Raw genomic sequence first — 16,373 nt, forward strand, 5'->3', positions numbered from 1 at the left:
GGAGCCATGAAACGTGACATAATCATCATAGAGGACAAGGCGGTCAGCGTAACCGGTAACGATGTGTGGATGACCGCCACCGAAATAGCCGGACTGTTCCATACGACCGTCCCGGCAGTGAACGCCGCCATCAAAGCCGTCCGCAAGTCGGACGTGCTGAACGACTACGAGGTGTGCCGCTACATGCAGCTTGAAAACGGGCTGTACGCGGATGTGTACGCGCCTGAAATCATCATTCCGATTGCTTTTCGGCTGAACACCTACAACACCTACCTGTTCCGCATGTGGCTGGTAGGGAAGGTTCTCTCACAAGAGAAGCGGCAGACATACGTGATGTTCATACAGAACGGAAAAACCGCATACTGCTGAAGATATCAAATGAAAATTATACGAAAGAATTTCTATATGGATTCTTATCTAAATAGCCATATCATATCTCAAAAAATATAGAGGTAATAATATGGCTATTATTTAATTCTTTTAATTTGTCGTTATGCAACGGATTCCGTTCATAAAATGTTTTAATATATATTTGTCAAATGAATGGAGATTAGGTATTTTTTGTTCAAGGTATTCAATTCCTATCGTGTTAAACTCCTGTATAACGATTGTAATCTCTTTAGAATCGTCTTCAAGATTTATAAGACCTGCATTTTGTATCTTTTTACTAATCATCCTCGGTAATCCGTATTCTTCAAGTTGGAATACAATTTTAGGTAAAAAGGCATTTGATGCTTTATATACAAAATTGGCGATATTTGAGGAATTAGGATAAAGTTCTTGACGTATAATATTAATTACCGCAATAATAGATGAGAGATTAAAGGATACATATCTTTCAAATGTAAATATATCCTCATATGTAATACCATAATCTTTTACTGTGTTATATAGCTCTTTTATAGTCATTTTCCATCCATTACTACATGCACATGCATAATACCGTAAATGTCCTTTTCGATGATATTCCAAAATTTCTATGATATCTCCTAAAGCTTCCCTCCATTCCCATGTATTATTGTTTTGTAAAGCATCGCAATTTGTTGGCCAATTGGAATCATTTTTCAATTTTTCCGCAATTATCTTTAACATTGATGGTTTGCAACTTCTGATTTGTGGTATTCTTTCAATTCTATGCCAAATATCCATTCCAAGAAGTTCTATCATTTCATCTTGATATCGTTGAATTTTTACATATTGTTCATTATTCAATTTTATACCGGGATCATTTCCATCAAGTTTTTTTACTACATCATCAGGAAACTCTAATCTCAATTTAGTATTTTCTTGACTTGGTGGCTCTTCAAGCATATAGACACGACCTACAAAATAACGAAACATTCTGCCTGCGCGTCCAATGATGTTGCGAAAGGTAAAATAATCAATCTTATGAGCCCCGTTCTTATTTGACCATAAAACGACACTCTCTGCTTGAGTATTTACTCCTTCAATTATAGACGAGGTCGATACCAAATAATCTAACCCATTCTGTTCTTCAAATAGTTTTATTTGAATTTGACTAAGAGAACGATGTAGCTGACCATTATGAATACCAATACCATGTTTGACTAAATCTTTAAGAATATACTTTTCTCCATAATTGTATTCCAGCCAATCAGAAAAATTAGCAAGCAGTTCAGAGTCTTTATTATATAAATTTCTGTTAAGAATTGTTGTTACTTCTTCAATTCCCTTATATGTGCCGGTATATATCAAAGCTTTACCTATACCTGTATTTATTAATTCAATAAGTTTACGTGTCTTAAAACTCTGTTTATCTTCATTCTTTGGTCTGCTTTTATATAACCGCCATGCATGCGTTACAACGGTCTTAAAATCCATACGCAGAAATGTCATCCCTTCAGTGAATACATTTTCTTCTATTTCATGGATATTTGGGGCAAGATAATATCTTTGTTTAGCTTTCTTTCCGAGTTCTACCATTGAACTGAGTAAAGTGGAGCTTCTTTCAAGATCAAAATTTGTACTTGCCTTATAAAACTCATCAACGATTAGAATATCAATTGAAGGAAGTTTATCTATATAGGCAAAAGCCCTTTCTTGCGGAAATACTAATATGTTTTTCTCCGCAAGTTCTACATCTGTTGTTGTAATTATTTTATATTGATGAGAGAATTTTCGGCAAATTCGTCTTCTTGTTTCATCTGCAAGAGCAACCGTAGGTACTAATATTACAACATTAATTGGTTGTTTAATCGCAATAAATGCATCAATAACAAAACTTTTACCAAAACTTGTAGGAGCACTCACCGCAACGCTTTTCCCTTCTAATAAATTCTTTAATACCTGTGATTGAGCAGTATGTAAGACACAAGGTTTTCTTTCTCCAATATTAACTTTAAAAACTTCACATACAAACCGATCTTCCCAAGATGCAGTATATGTATCAATATACGGTAAAAGCCCCACTTCACGAATAAGATGGTTGACTAATTCCATATATGGATTATTGTTAGTACCATTAATCTCATGAAGTAATGTAATTACTTTGGATCTTGCATTACTTATATCACCAGCATTTAGAACATTACTTATATCTAAACATGTATTATATATATCATTCGTCTGCATCATTTTTGAGATTTTTTGCTTGTGAAATAAACCAGTTTACTATTTTTGTTTTATCAGGAACAGGAAAAAGAATCAAATGAAAGTTTATTTCCGAATATTTATGAACAGAACTAAGCTTGTTGATCTGCTTCTTAAAAAACGAATGAGCACGATCTCTATGAAAAGAAATAATACTATTTTTATACTCATCACTCATTTCAGTAGTACTTGCTGTTATCTGGCATTCATGTAATAAAAGAATAGGTATATGTAGTTTGGGTTTTATTTCGTCAATAGAAGTATTCTCATCGAAACATTCTTTTATCTTTTTAAGTAATGTTTGGTTTTCAATTTGTTTATCAAGTTCATTGAGATTGGTCATTATTCCGCATTCCTTTTTCATAATAGGTTTGCGCAACATTTGTTCAACTGAATTTATTGGTTCGTATAATCGCGCATCCTCAAGAGAATTATAAAATTTAGCTTCTCCTAACCAAAGTTGAAAGCCTCCATTTGGGTCAATTACAATGTGTACAGAATCAGAGCCCTTTGCATTATCATTATCATTCTGTTTATAAAAAATTTTAGGTATTGCAGATAAGGCTTTATAATGGTTCTTCATTATGCCATATAGAATAATTTCCGCTATTTCACTTCCCTTTCCATTCTGCTCTTTGTCAACAAGTCGTAAATGTTTGGCAGCCTCAATAAGCCTACCGTAATCATTATCTATTAATTTCTCTCGTTCTTGTGCAGACAAAGCTGTTTCTGCAATATTACTGAAAACAAATTCTTTGAATTGACGATATCTCCAACTGCCATCTTCAAAGCCATTAGCGACTGATAATAACCTGTCATTATGATCTGGATTTATTTCTTGCTTTTTTGTATTAAAATTAACAAAACAATCATCAACTAATATATCAAAATTCCAAATTTTATTGCTCATACACTTTATTTACATGCTTAAAAATGGTGAAACATCTATATTCCTTTAGATACTATTTTTTTGTATGACAAATAAGTTCATGAACATCAACATCAAGCAAATTTGCAATACGAACAAATGTGTACAAATCAGGTTGAGAATGATTATTACACCATTTAGATACTGTTGCAGGATCTTTATGTAATTGTTTTGCTAACCATTTGTTCATAACTCCTTTTTCTGATAGTACATTTTTAATGTTGTTTAAAATTGCCATTACAATTAATTTTAGATTGCGTTAAATGCAAAGTTACAACTTTTTATTAACTATATGAATTTCTAACGATAGAAATTGGTTGGATCAATCAAAAAAACTGGTTTTAAGGTCATTAAAACACCCAAGTATATAGAAAGTAAACGGGCAGCACCACAAAAGGTGTCGCCCGTTTACTTTTTCATGCAACCGCCTTACTCCAGCGGCTTGCGGTAGTTCGCTTCCAGTACCTCGCGTAGCCCCGTTTCCGGGTAAAGCACCTTCCCTCCCAAAGGTATGAAGGGCAACACACGGTTGTTGCGGTATTCCTGCAAGGTGCGCCGGCTCACGCGGAGCAGTTCCGCCACCTCGCCGTCCGTCAGGTAACGTTCCCCGTCCAGCGGAGGACGGTAACTTTCCAGAAATGCGGACAGCCATTTAGAGCCTTTGTGCATATCCTGCACCACAGAGGCTATCGGCTCGTCTTCCATCGTAAAAACGTCGTTGTTCTCGTTCATCATAACTTTGGGATTTAGTAGGTTAATAACAAGATTATCTGCCGCCGGGATAGAGCGTACCGATAAGCGGAATCAGCCTCTTGACTTCTTCCTGCTTGTAATAGAACCTGCGGTTTATCTGCGAGTAGCCGATAAGCCGCTTGTCGCGTAACGTCTGCAACGTGCGCGGGCTGATTCTCAACTGCCCGCAGACTTCCTCGCCCGTGAGCCATCTTTCCAGCCGCCCTCCGTCGTTCTTGCGCTTCAGGGCGGCAACCTTCTCCGAGAGGGCATTGAAGGACGCCAACATCATCTCGAAGGTCTTTTTCTCGATAGATACAATTTCCATATTCAAAACATTTCAGGTTTGCCGCAAAGGTAACGCCATCCTCATGAACGCATATCGTTTCCCGCTGAAAGGCTGTATATTGCGCCAACTGTCCGGGTTACGGAGCCATTTCTGATAAAAATCTTACGTGAGACACGTAGTGAGCTGTTAAAGCCCCTTTTGTTTATTGCCGAATTTTGCCGCAGAAACCAAAAGAAAGGACTGAATATGAAAGTAATAATGATGGAAAGTTCCGTCTTCACCGCATTGACGGAACAGATAGCCGAGATAGCGGCACACGTGCGTGCCGTTTCCGGCGAAAGAAAGGAAAAATCCACAGACAGGTTGCTCACCACCCGTGAGGCGGCGCACCTGTTGAACGTGAGTACCCGCACCCTCCAGCGTATGCGCAGCGAGCATCGCATCGGCTATGTGGTGCTGCGCGGCAAGTGCCGCTACCGCCAGTCTGAAATCGACCGCCTGCTTGCGGACTGCACCGTCATGGAAGACGCGGCGACACCGACGGAAATGAAACGCAACCATACGCTGCGCACGGGAGGCGGCAAACCCAAAGGAAGGAGGACGTGACGTATGGAACTGCTTACCCGAAACAATTTCGAGAGCTGGATGCAGAAACTGATTGAACGGCTCGACCGTCAGGACGAACTGCTACTCTCCTTGCAACCGTCCGGCAAAGCCCCGAATCCGATGGAACGTATCAGGATGTTCGACAACCAAGACCTCTGTATGCTGCTCCAGATCAGCAAGCGTACCTTGCAACGCTACCGCAGTATCGGCGCGTTGCCGTATAAGACGCTCGGTAAAAAGACCTATTACAGCGAGGAGGACGTGCTGACGTTCCTTTCCGGACACGTAAAGGACTTCAAAAAAGAAGATATAGCCTTCTACAAGGCTCGTATCCATAATTTCTTTCAAAAATAACCCATTAAAACATTTTTCAAATGGCAAAGAAAAAAAGTGAAAAGGACGTGCTGATAGTCCGTGACGAAAAGACGGGCGAAATCAGCGTGGTAGCCGGGCTGGATGCAGACGGTTCCCCCAAGCGTACCCCCGCGAAAGCGGAGAACGCGCAGAGTTTCCTGCAATTCGACCGCCACGGCGATGTGCTGGACAACTTCTTCAAAAACTTCTTCCGGCAGTGCAAGGAACCCAGCCGCTTCGGTTTCTACCGTGTCGCGGCAGACCAAGCTGACAAACTGATGGAGGTGATGAAAGACCTGCTGAAAGACCCCGAAGCCAACAAGGAACTGCTTGCGCCCCACAAGGTGGACACTTCCGGCTACGAAAAGCAGGTGAAGGAAGAACAGACCGCCGGAAAGACGGAGCAGACGGAACAAAAGCAGGAAGAGCAGCCCAAAGAAAACCAAAAACAGGAAGAAATGGAAAAGAAGCAGGAAAGCTCGCAACAACAGACGCAAGGCAGACGGGGCTACCAGCCCATTGACGAGAGCAAAATCAACTGGCAGGAGCTGGAAGAGAAATGGGGCGTGAAACGTGCCGACCTTGAAAAGTCCGGCGACCTTACCAAGATGCTCAACTACGGCAAGTCCGACTTGGTGAAGGTGTCACCCAAGTTCGGCGGCGAGGCTTTCGAGTTGGATGCCCGCCTCTCCTTCAAGAAGGATAGTGAGGGCAATGTCAGCCTCGTGCCGCACTTCATCCGCAAGGAACAGAAACTTGACGAGTACAAGGAACATAAGTTCTCCGACGAAGACCGTAAAAACCTGCGCGAAACGGGCAACCTCGGCAGGGTTGTGGACATCGTGGACAGGGAAACGGGTGAAATCATCCCCTCGTTCATCAGCATAGACCGCAAGACAAATGAAATCACGGACATTCCCGCAAACAAGGTGCGCATACCGGAGCGCATCGGAAAGACGGAAATCACCAAGCAGGAGCAGGATATGCTGCGTGCCGGATTGCCCGTGCGCGACAAACTCATCGAACGCAACGACGGCAGGAAGTTCGTCACCACTCTTCAAGTGAACGTCGAGCAGCGAGGCGTGGAGTTCGTACCGGGAACCGGCAGGTCACCCCGTACCGCCCAGACGCAGGAAGCCAAGAACAATCAAACACAGGGACAAGCGCAAGGCATGGAAAACTCCGCAGCCCCACAGAAAGAGCAACGCCACAACACGTGGACGAACGCCGACGGCAGCATCCGTCCCATCAGCAAATGGAGCGGTGTGAATTTCACGGAGCAGCAGAAAGCCGACTATGTGGCAGGCAAAACCATCAAATTGGAGAACGTGACCGACAAGCAAGGCTTCCACGCCACGATGTACATCAAGTTCAACCCGGAGAAGGGACGCCCATACCGCTATGACACCAACCCCGACAATGCGCAGAAGGTAGCCCCGTCCAACGAGAGCCGTACACAGGTGGCTGTGAACAGCGAAGGCAAGACCAACGAGGCGACCAAGAACCTGAAAGAACCTTTACAGAAGGGACAGACCGCCCCGAAAGACGACAAACAGCAAAAGCAGCAAGAGAAGCCTCAGAAGAGAAACAATAAGGGCATGAAGATGTAACATCCCGTGTCCGCCACTAAATCCAAAGTAATAACTCATAAAAAGTAATCAGCATGAAGACAATCATTGCAGAAAAGCCATCCGTGGCAAGAGAAATCGCCCGCATCGTGGGCGCGACAAAGAGAGAGGAAGGATATTTCGAGGGAGGCGGCTACGCCGTGACATGGGCGTTCGGACACCTCGTGCAGCTTGCCATGCCCGACGGTTACGGCATACGCGGCTTTGTCCGTGACAACCTGCCCGTCATCCCCGACACCTTCACGCTCGTCCCCCGTCAGGTAAAGACGGAGAAGGGCTACAAGCCCGACAGCGGCGTGGTGGCTCAGATTAAAACCGTCACCCGGCTATTCAAGGAAAGCGAACAGATCATCGTGGCGACCGATGCCGGACGCGAGGGTGAGCTTATCTTCCGCTACCTCTACCATTATACCGGATGCACCACCCCGTTCGTCCGCCTCTGGATAAGCTCGCTTACCGACAAGGCTATCCGCGAGGGACTGCGAAACCTCGAAGCGGGCGGCAAATACGACAACCTCTATCTTGCCGCCAAAGCACGTAGCGAATCAGACTGGCTCGTGGGCATCAACGGCACGCAGGCACTCTCCATCGCCGCCGGACACGGCACATATTCCGTCGGACGGGTGCAGACGCCCACGCTGGCGATGGTATGCGCTCGCTATTGGGAGAACCGCCGTTTCACACCCGAAGCCTTCTGGCAGCTCCATATCGCTGCCGACGGAGGCAACGGCGAAGTGGTGAAATTCTCTTCTTCCGAGAAATGGAAAGAGAAAGAGCCGGCGACGGAACTATATAATAAGATAAAGGAAACAGGCACAGCTACTGTCACGAAAGCAGAACGTAAGGAGAAGACGGAGGACACTCCGCTTCTGTACGACCTGACCACGCTCCAGAAGGAAGCCAACGCCAAGCACGGCTTCACGGCAGAGCAGACGCTTGAAATCGCGCAGAAGCTCTACGAGAAGAAACTTATCACCTATCCGAGAACCGGGAGTCGTTACATCCCCGAAGACGTGTTTGCAGAAATACCCAAATTCCTTGCCTTTATCGGCAATCTGCCCGAATGGAAAGAAAAAGTCAATCAGAAGGCAGTGCCGACACGCCGCAGCGTGGACGGCGGCAAGGTAACAGACCACCATGCCTTGCTCGTCACGGGCGAGAAACCGCTGTTCCTCTCCAAAGAAGATAGTATCGTCTATCAGATGATTGCCGGACGCATGATTGAGGCTTTCTCTGAAAAATGCGTCAAAGACACAGCCTCTGTTACGGCGGAGTGTGCCGGAGCGGAGTTCGTGGCAAAAGGCAGCATCATCAAACAAGCCGGGTGGCGTGCCGTCTATGGCGAGGAAGAGAAAGAGGAAACCATCCTCCCCGGCTGGCAGGAAGGCGACACGCTGACACTGAAAGCCGCCTCCATCACAGAGGGAAAGACCAAGCCCAAACCGCTGCATACCGAAGCCACCCTGCTGTCCGCTATGGAAACGGCAGGCAAGGAGATTGAGGACGATGCGCTGCGTCAGGCTTTGAAGGACTGCGGCATTGGCACGCCTGCTACCCGTGCAGCGATTATCGAAACGCTTTTCAAACGGGGATACATGGAACGCTGCAAGAAGTCGCTTGTACCCACCGAAAAGGGGCTTGCCCTCTACTCGGTCGTGAAGACAATGCGCATCGCCGACGTTGCCATGACGGGCGAATGGGAAAAGGAGCTGGCACGCATTGAGCGCGGGGAACTTCCTGCCGATACCTTCCACAAGGAGATAGAGGCGTACACGCGGGAAATTACCTCCGAACTGCTCTCGTGCGACAAACTGTTCGCCCGCAGGGATTCCGGCTGCAAGTGTCCCAAGTGCGGAACGGGCAGTATGCAGTTCTACGGCAAGGTCGTCCGCTGCGACAACGCGGAGTGCGGGCTGCCCGTGTTCCGCCTGAAGGCAAACCGTACCCTCACCGATGACGAGATCAAAGACCTGCTCACCGACGGACACACGAAACTGCTCAAAGGTTTCAAGAGCAAGCAGGGCAAGAGTTTCGATGCCGTGGTTGCCTTTGACGGGGACTACAACACGACTTTCGTGTTCCCCGAAAGGAAAACGACCAAGAAATTTTCAGGACGGAAGAAATAATATTAACTTTGCCACTGATTCAGAGTAATGAACTGTTCTTCGATACCGGATTACACTCATACTTTGGACTTAGTGGTGGCACTCGGAGGGATACCGAGTGCCTTTTCTTTCTCCTTTCAGACAATTATCCCGGTCATGATTTACCAATCCACTAAACTCCAAAGTAATGAACAACAAGAAGAAAAACGAAGGACAGACCGACTTTTCCTATTACGGTCTGTACCTGCTGGAATATCTCCGGACAAACAGGTTTGAACAGGCAACCGACGAAACCTTCATCCGTGAACGCGCCGACCGTGCTACCGGAACGTATGAACGGGCGAGGCTTGAAGGCTATCCCGCCGATGGTGCACAAGAACTGGCGATGAATATATTGCTGGAGGGGCTTCGCTACTCCAAGTACGCCATCCTGCGCGAAGTCGTGGAGAACGAGTTTTCCGACGACGTGCCGGAAGCGAAGCGTGAATCCTTTACCCGAAAACTGCTGCCGCTTGTCGGAAACGTATTCTCCATTTATGACCTCTCGGACGACAATTTCGCCCTGTCGCCCGATTATGACCTGCTCTACACGGAGCTGACAGGGGCAGCTGTCCTCTACATAGAGGAGTATGGCGTTTAACCGCAAACAGAAACTGCGGGACAATATCGAGGCGATACGGACGGCATTCACCCTTGAAAGGGAACAGAGAGCGGCGACAGCCGAAGAACGGGCAATACTACGGAAGTATTGCGGTTTCGGCGGTCTGAAATGTATCCTCAACCCTGCAAAGGAACTGACGGATGCCGTCCGGTGGGCGAAATCCGACCTCGAACTGTTCGCCCCGACGGTGGAGTTGCACAGGCTTATCCGTGAGAACAGCAAGGACGAAACAGAGTACAAGCGGTTTGTGGATTCGCTGAAAGCGTCCGTGCTGACCGCTTTCTACACCCCCAAAGAGATAACCGACACCATCGCGGACGTGCTGGCAGATTACAGCATCCGCCCCGCCCGTATGCTCGAACCGTCGGCGGGTGTTGGCGTGTTCGTGGATTCCATGCTGCGGCACAACCCCAATGCGGATGTGATGGCTTTCGAGAAGGATCTGCTCACGGGTACAATCCTGAGGCATCTCTATCCCGGCAAGAAAACGCGCACCTGCGGTTTTGAGAAAATCGAAAGACCGTTCAACAATTATTTCGACTTGGCGGTGTCCAACATTCCGTTCGGAGACATAACCGTGTTCGACCCTGAGTTTCAGCGGAGCGACTCATTCGGCAGACGCTCCGCCCAGAAAGCCATCCACAACTATTTCTTTCTCAAAGGACTGGATGCCGTGCGTGACGGCGGTATCGTGGCGTTCATCACCTCGCAAGGGGTATTGAACAGCACCAAGACCTCCGTGCGTAACGAGCTGTTCAGTAAGGCTGATCTGGTATCCGCGATACGCCTGCCCAACAACCTGTTCACGGACAACGCGGGGACAGAAGTGGGCAGTGACCTGATTGTCCTGCAAAAGAACCTCAGCAAGAAGGAAATGTCGCAGGACGAGCGGCTGATGACCGTAATACAGACGGACACGAAAACCGACCTGACCGACAACGCCTATTTCATCCACCACCCGGAACGCATCGTGCATACGACGTCGAAACTTGACACCGACCCATACGGGAAGCCCGCTATGGTCTATCTGCACGAGGGCAAGGCAGCAGGCATCGCCGGGGATTTGCACCGTATGCTCGACGAGGATTTCCATTACAGGCTCGCCATGCGTCTGTATTCGGGTTCAATCCGGCAGTCGGGAACGGAAGAAAAAGTTACCGTTCAAAAGGAGGTGGAGCGTACTGCCATAAAGATGGAAACAACATCTTCGATGCAGGCGGTGGAAACTCCGACGGAGAAACCGCAACCCACAGAGGAAAAGCCGGAGATAGAGCCACGTCCGAAATATTTTGACGGTGTGCAGCTATCCTTGCTCGACCTCTGGGGGATGACGGAAGAAGTCAGCCAACAACCGAAAACCGCCAAAAAGAAAAAGGAGGCGAAAAAGGAAAGCCCGGCAAGGCGCGTTCTACCCAAGCCACAGGTGCATGTCACACAAAATGTTACGGCTGTGCCGACGGCTACCACCCCTAAGACTGTAACAGAGAACAAGGAGGCTAAAACGGAGAACACCGCCAAGCCTGCCGACCCGGACGACATCTATGCCACGTTGGACTGGGATACCAATCCTCCCATCAACGGCTTCTATGAAATGATGATGGGTTTGACACCGGAACGCAGGAAAGAACTTCGGGAGCTGGCGAGACAGCATAACGAGAAACAAGCGGCGGCGGAAAAGACGGAAGTGAAAGCTATGTCGGAAACGCCCCGTGAGCAACCTCGACAGGAGGAAACACAGCCGGAGGCAGTCGCAGCACCTGCCGTTACAGATACCCCATCGGAAGCGGTGGCAACCTCCCTTTTCCCCGACATCGAAGCGGAAAAGCCGAAGGAGGAAATCGTGGACCTTTCTCCGCGTGCCTACCACCGCACGCCGGAGATGCACCTGCGCGAAGGGTCGCTGGTGGCTGACCGGGGGCGTCATAACATCGGCTACCTGAAAGACATCACGCCATACGGGGCGACATTCCAGCCGCTCAACCTGAAAGGATACCAGAAGGAAAAGGCGTTGTTGTATGTGTCACTGCGTGACGCCTACGAGCGTCTGTATCGTTATGAATCGCTCCGGCGCGAGGCAAATGTTCCGTGGCGAGAGCATCTGAATACCTGTTACGATGAGTTTGTCATGCGCTACGGCAACCTCAACGCCAAGCAGAACGTGAAGTTAGTGATGATGGATGCGGGCGGGCGCGACATCCTTTCGCTGGAACGGGTGGAGAACGGAAAGTTCGTCAAGGCGGACATCTTCGAGCATCCTGTTTCCTTCGCGGTGGAGAGCCATGCCAACGTAGGCACACCCGAAGAAGCCCTGTCCGCGTCGCTCAACAAGTTCGGCACTGTCGATATTGACTATATGAGAACGATAACCGACAGCACGGCGGAGGAATTGCTCACAGCCCTGCAAGGGCGCATCTATTATAATCCGCTCGTGACCGGTTACGAGATCAAAGACCGCTTCATTGCCGGGAACGTGATAGAGAAGGCGGAACGCATAGAGGCTTGGATGGGCGACAATCCCGAAAATGAGCGTATGCCGGAGGTGAAGCAGGCGTTGGAAGCTCTGAAAGAAGCCGAACCGCCGCGCATCGCCTTCGAGGATCTGGACTTCAATTTCGGGGAACGATGGATTCCGACGGGTGTCTATGCCGCCTACATGAGCCGGCTGTTCGACACGGAGGTGAAAATCGCCTATTCCGCAAGCATGGACGAGTTTTCGGTGGCGTGCGGCTACCGCACCATGAAAATCACGGACGAGTTTCTGGTGAAGGGGTATTACCGGAACTATGACGGTATGCACCTCCTGAAACACGCCCTGCACAACACCTGCCCTGACATGATGAAGTCCATCGGCAAGGACGAGCATGGCAACGACATCAAGGTGCGCGACAGCGAGGGAATACAGCTCGCCAACGCCAAGATTGACGAGATACGAAACGGTTTTTCCGAATGGCTGGAAGAGCAGTCGCCGCAGTTCAAGGAGCGGCTTGTGACGATGTATAACCGCAAGTTCAACTGTTTCGTGCGCCCGAAGTATGACGGCTCGCACCAGACTTTTCCCGACCTCAACCTGAAAGGGCTGGCAAGCCGGGGTATCAAGAGCGTCTATCCCTCACAGATGGATTGCGTCTGGATGTTGAAACAGAACGGCGGCGGAATTTGCGACCACGAGGTGGGAACCGGTAAGACGCTGATAATGTGCATCGCCGCGCATGAGATGAAGCGTCTGAATTTGGCACACAAGCCGATGATTATCGGGCTGAAAGCCAACGTTGCGGAGATTGCAGCCACCTATCAGGCGGCATATCCCAACGCACGTATTCTGTACGCTTCGGAGAAGGACTTTTCGACCGCCAACCGTGTGCGCTTCTTCAATAATATAAAGAACAACGACTACGATTGCGTCATCATGTCGCACGACCAGTTCGGCAAGATACCGCAGTCGCCGGAGTTGCAGCAGCGCATCCTGCAAGCGGAGCTTGACACGGTGGAGGAAAACCTCGAAGTGCTACGGCAGCAGGGAAAGAACGTGTCGCGGGCGATGCTGAAAGGATTGGAGAAGCGCAAGCACAACCTTGAAGCGAAGCTGGAGAAGGTGGAACACGCCATAAAGTCACGCACGGACGACGTGGTGGATTTCAAGCAGATGGGCATCGACCACATCTTCATAGATGAGAGCCACCAGTTCAAAAATCTGACGTTCAACACGCGCCATGACCGTGTGGCGGGACTGGGCAACAGCGAGGGAAGCCAGAAGGCACTGAACATGCTCTTTGCCATACGCACCATACAGGAGCGCACGGGCAGAGACTTGGGAGCGACCTTCCTTTCGGGTACTACCATCAGCAACTCGCTGACGGAGTTGTATCTGCTGTTCAAGTATTTGCGTCCGAAGGAGCTGGAACGGCAGGACATCCGATGTTTCGACGCTTGGGCGGCGATATTCGCCAAGAAGACGACGGATTTTGAATTTAACGTGACGAACAACGTGGTTCAAAAGGAGCGTTTCCGCTACTTCATCAAGGTGCCGGAACTTGCCGCCTTCTATAATGAAATCACGGACTACCGCACGGCAGAGGACGTGGGCGTAGATCGTCCCAACAAGAATGAGATACTGCACCACATACCGCCCACGCCGGAGCAGGAGGACTTCATACAGAAGCTGATGCAGTTCGCCAAGACTGGCGATGCCACACTTCTGGGCAGGCTGCCGCTTTCGGAAACGGAGGAAAAGGCGAAGATGCTTATCGCCACCGACTACGCCCGCAAGATGGCACTCGACATGCGCATGATAGACCCGCATTATGAAGACCACCCCGATAACAAGGCGAGCCACTGTGCCAAGATGATCGCGGAGTATTACCAAAAATACGACGCGCAGAAAGGCACGCAGTTCGTTTTCTCGGACTTGGGGACATATCAGCCGGGCGACGGGTGGAACGTCTATTCGGAAATCAAGCGCAAGCTGACGGAGGACTACGGCATACCGCCAAGCGAGGTGCGCTTCATTCAGGAGTGCAAGACCGACAAGGCTCGGAAGGCGGTGATAGACGCCATGAATGCCGGAACGGTGCGTGTTCTGTTCGGCTCCACCTCCATGCTCGGAACGGGTGTGAACGCACAGAAAAGGTGTGTGGCAATTCATCATCTCGATACGCCGTGGCGACCGTCCGACCTGCAACAGCGTGACGGACGCGGAGTTAGAGCCGGAAACGAAATTGCCAAGCATTTCGCCGGGAACAACGTGGACGTAATCATCTACGCGGTGGAGAAGTCACTGGACAGCTACAAGTTCAACCTCCTGCACTGCAAGCAGACTTTCATCAGCCAGCTCAAAAGCGGTGCTATGGGGGCGCGTACCATCGACGAGGGGGCAGTGGACGAGAAATCGGGCATGAACTTTTCGGAATATATGGCGTTGCTATCCGGCAACACCGACCTGCTGGACAAGGCGAAACTTGAAAAGCGCATCGCCTCGCTCGAAGGGGAACGCAAGTCGTTTAACAAGGGCAAGCGTGATTCGGAGTTCAAGTTAGAGTCGAAGACGGGCGAGTTGCGTAACAACACGGCTTTCATAGATGCCATGACGGAGGACTGGAACCGCTTCCTTTCGGTGGCGCAGACCGACAGGGAGGGCAACCGCCTTAATATAATAAAGGTGGACGGTGTGGATTCCGCCGATGAGAAGGTTATCGGAAAGCGTTTGCAGGAGATAGCGAAAAACGCCACTACGGGCGGGCTTTACACACAGGTCGGAGAACTGTACGGTTTTCCGATAAAGGTGGTGAGCGAGAGGATACTCAAAGAGGGATTGGAGTTTACCGACAACCGCTTCGTGGTAGAGGGGAACTACAAGTACACCTATAACAACGGACATCTGGCAATGGCTGATCCGATGGCTGCCGCCCGAAACTTCCTGAACGCGATGGAGAGGATACCCTCCATTATCGACCAGTACAAGGCGAAGAACGAGGTGCTGGAGAGGGAGATACCGCAGTTGCAGGAGATAGCGGGCAAGGTGTGGAAGAAGGAGGACGAGCTGAAGCAGCTGAAATCCGAACTTGCCGCCCTTGACCGAAAAATACAGCTGGAACTTGCGCCGCCCACGCCCGAAGTCGCCGAAAAGGAGAAAGAAGGGCAACAGGTCAAGCCGGAAGCGGAAGATGTGAGGAACAGGCAGGCGCAATATCCCGAAAATGCACCGCCGCAGATACGCAGTCCGGCGGATAGTATCGTTGCCAACCATGTCATAATCGGGCGTCCGGGACTGTATGCCAAGGAGGAAACCCGGTTCAAAGGATTGAAAATATAACCTTAGGAATTTTATCTGAAGTATTAATAAGGGCTATCCCAAAAGGTCTAAAAGTAAATTTTATCCTTTCTGCAAGTATCTGTAGGATGGCAACTGCATTTTTTTCTTTTTGGGCAGCCCTTATTAAAATTTATTCTTATTTTAGGTTATATACATTCATGTCCATTTATGTAAAAAATCCTGCTGACCTTGTTTATGTCTTGTCAGTCACCATTTGCAAAACCATATTTGACCCTCAAAGAGGCTGAATTTGATAAGCAACTTGCTACATACTCATAATAAGGAGCTAAATAGAACACGAATGGGAAATACTCAAATGCCAAACTAAAGAAGATATTGGCCAAAATAAACGCTATACCGAGAGAGAAACTTGATTTTTCAACTTCCTAAAACAGTGTTGTTCAAACATTTCTACTTATTTGTACTTACCAGTTGAACCTACGTTTCCCTAATAAAATGTCTATGGTAAAAAAAGTTAAAAAATCCTCCTACTTTTGTTAGATATATTTTTTTGTGTAATTTTGTAATCGTTATGCGGCAGTAATAATATACATATTAATACGAGTTAGTAATCCTGTAGTTCTCATATGCTACGAGGAGGTATTAAAAGGTGCGTTTCGACAATGCATCTATTGTAGTATATTATTGCTT

The 16,373-nt window shown here is 48.4% G+C and carries 12 protein-coding genes; 7 read left to right on the forward strand and 5 right to left on the reverse strand.

The window, feature by feature from the left end; all coding sequences use genetic code 11:
* Positions 1 to 6: 6 nt before the first annotated feature.
* Complete coding sequence (locus GF423_RS04535) at positions 7 to 369, forward strand: RhuM protein (RefSeq protein ID WP_032564064.1); 363 nt, start codon at positions 7 to 9, stop codon at positions 367 to 369.
* Positions 370 to 480: 111 nt separating this feature from the next.
* On the opposite strand, the gene GF423_RS04540 is transcribed toward GF423_RS04535, so the two are convergent.
* The 5 genes from GF423_RS04540 to GF423_RS04560 all read right to left on the reverse strand — a co-directional run bounded on the left by GF423_RS04540 (position 481) and on the right by GF423_RS04560 (position 4,604).
* Positions 481 to 2,595 carry a DEAD/DEAH box helicase gene (locus tag GF423_RS04540; RefSeq protein WP_154327256.1) on the reverse strand — a complete coding sequence of 705 codons (2,115 nt, stop codon included), beginning with the start codon at positions 2,593 to 2,595 and terminating at the stop codon, positions 481 to 483.
* Positions 2,579 to 3,520 carry a HamA C-terminal domain-containing protein gene (locus GF423_RS04545; RefSeq protein ID WP_002561007.1) on the reverse strand — a complete coding sequence of 314 codons (942 nt, stop codon included), beginning with the start codon at positions 3,518 to 3,520 and terminating at the stop codon, positions 2,579 to 2,581. The genes GF423_RS04540 and GF423_RS04545 overlap by 17 nt, the downstream gene beginning before the upstream one ends.
* 52 nt (positions 3,521 to 3,572) lie before the next feature.
* On the reverse strand, positions 3,573 to 3,776 hold the full coding sequence (locus GF423_RS04550) for a helix-turn-helix transcriptional regulator (RefSeq protein WP_154327257.1): 204 nt from the start codon (positions 3,774 to 3,776) through the stop codon (positions 3,573 to 3,575).
* Between the two features lie 191 nt (positions 3,777 to 3,967).
* Positions 3,968 to 4,273 carry a helix-turn-helix domain-containing protein gene (locus tag GF423_RS04555; protein ID WP_154327258.1) on the reverse strand — a complete coding sequence of 102 codons (306 nt, stop codon included), beginning with the start codon at positions 4,271 to 4,273 and terminating at the stop codon, positions 3,968 to 3,970.
* Positions 4,274 to 4,304: 31 nt separating this feature from the next.
* The gene (locus GF423_RS04560; RefSeq protein WP_458773653.1) at positions 4,305 to 4,604 is read right to left on the reverse strand and encodes a helix-turn-helix domain-containing protein; all 300 of its coding nucleotides are present in this window, start codon (positions 4,602 to 4,604) and stop codon (positions 4,305 to 4,307) included.
* A 201-nt stretch (positions 4,605 to 4,805) separates the two neighbouring features.
* Here GF423_RS04560 and GF423_RS04565 point away from each other — a divergent pair, with 201 nt between their 5' ends.
* The 6 genes from GF423_RS04565 to GF423_RS04590 all read left to right on the forward strand — a co-directional run bounded on the left by GF423_RS04565 (position 4,806) and on the right by GF423_RS04590 (position 15,722).
* Positions 4,806 to 5,165 carry a helix-turn-helix domain-containing protein gene (locus GF423_RS04565; RefSeq protein WP_235911539.1) on the forward strand — a complete coding sequence of 120 codons (360 nt, stop codon included), beginning with the start codon at positions 4,806 to 4,808 and terminating at the stop codon, positions 5,163 to 5,165.
* Between the two features lie 3 nt (positions 5,166 to 5,168).
* Positions 5,169 to 5,519, forward strand: coding sequence for a helix-turn-helix domain-containing protein (locus GF423_RS04570; RefSeq protein WP_154327259.1), 351 nt, complete (start codon positions 5,169 to 5,171; stop codon positions 5,517 to 5,519).
* Between the two features lie 20 nt (positions 5,520 to 5,539).
* A complete protein-coding gene (locus GF423_RS04575; RefSeq protein ID WP_154327260.1) occupies positions 5,540 to 7,129 on the forward strand; it encodes a DUF3945 domain-containing protein in 1,590 nt (529 codons plus the stop codon).
* Between the two features lie 53 nt (positions 7,130 to 7,182).
* On the forward strand, positions 7,183 to 9,273 hold the full coding sequence (locus GF423_RS04580; RefSeq protein WP_154327261.1) for a type IA DNA topoisomerase: 2,091 nt from the start codon (positions 7,183 to 7,185) through the stop codon (positions 9,271 to 9,273).
* Positions 9,274 to 9,439: 166 nt separating this feature from the next.
* A complete protein-coding gene (locus GF423_RS04585) occupies positions 9,440 to 9,892 on the forward strand; it encodes a DUF1896 domain-containing protein (RefSeq protein ID WP_206113377.1) in 453 nt (150 codons plus the stop codon).
* Positions 9,882 to 15,722: a helicase-like domain-containing protein gene (locus GF423_RS04590; protein WP_154327262.1), complete on the forward strand. Its 5,841-nt coding sequence runs from the start codon at positions 9,882 to 9,884 to the stop codon at positions 15,720 to 15,722. Before GF423_RS04585 ends, GF423_RS04590 begins: the two co-directional genes overlap by 11 nt.
* Positions 15,723 to 16,373: the final 651 nt, after the last annotated feature.

It is taken from the genome of Sodaliphilus pleomorphus (assembly GCF_009676955.1).
Lineage (GTDB): Bacteria > Bacteroidota > Bacteroidia > Bacteroidales > Muribaculaceae > Sodaliphilus > Sodaliphilus pleomorphus.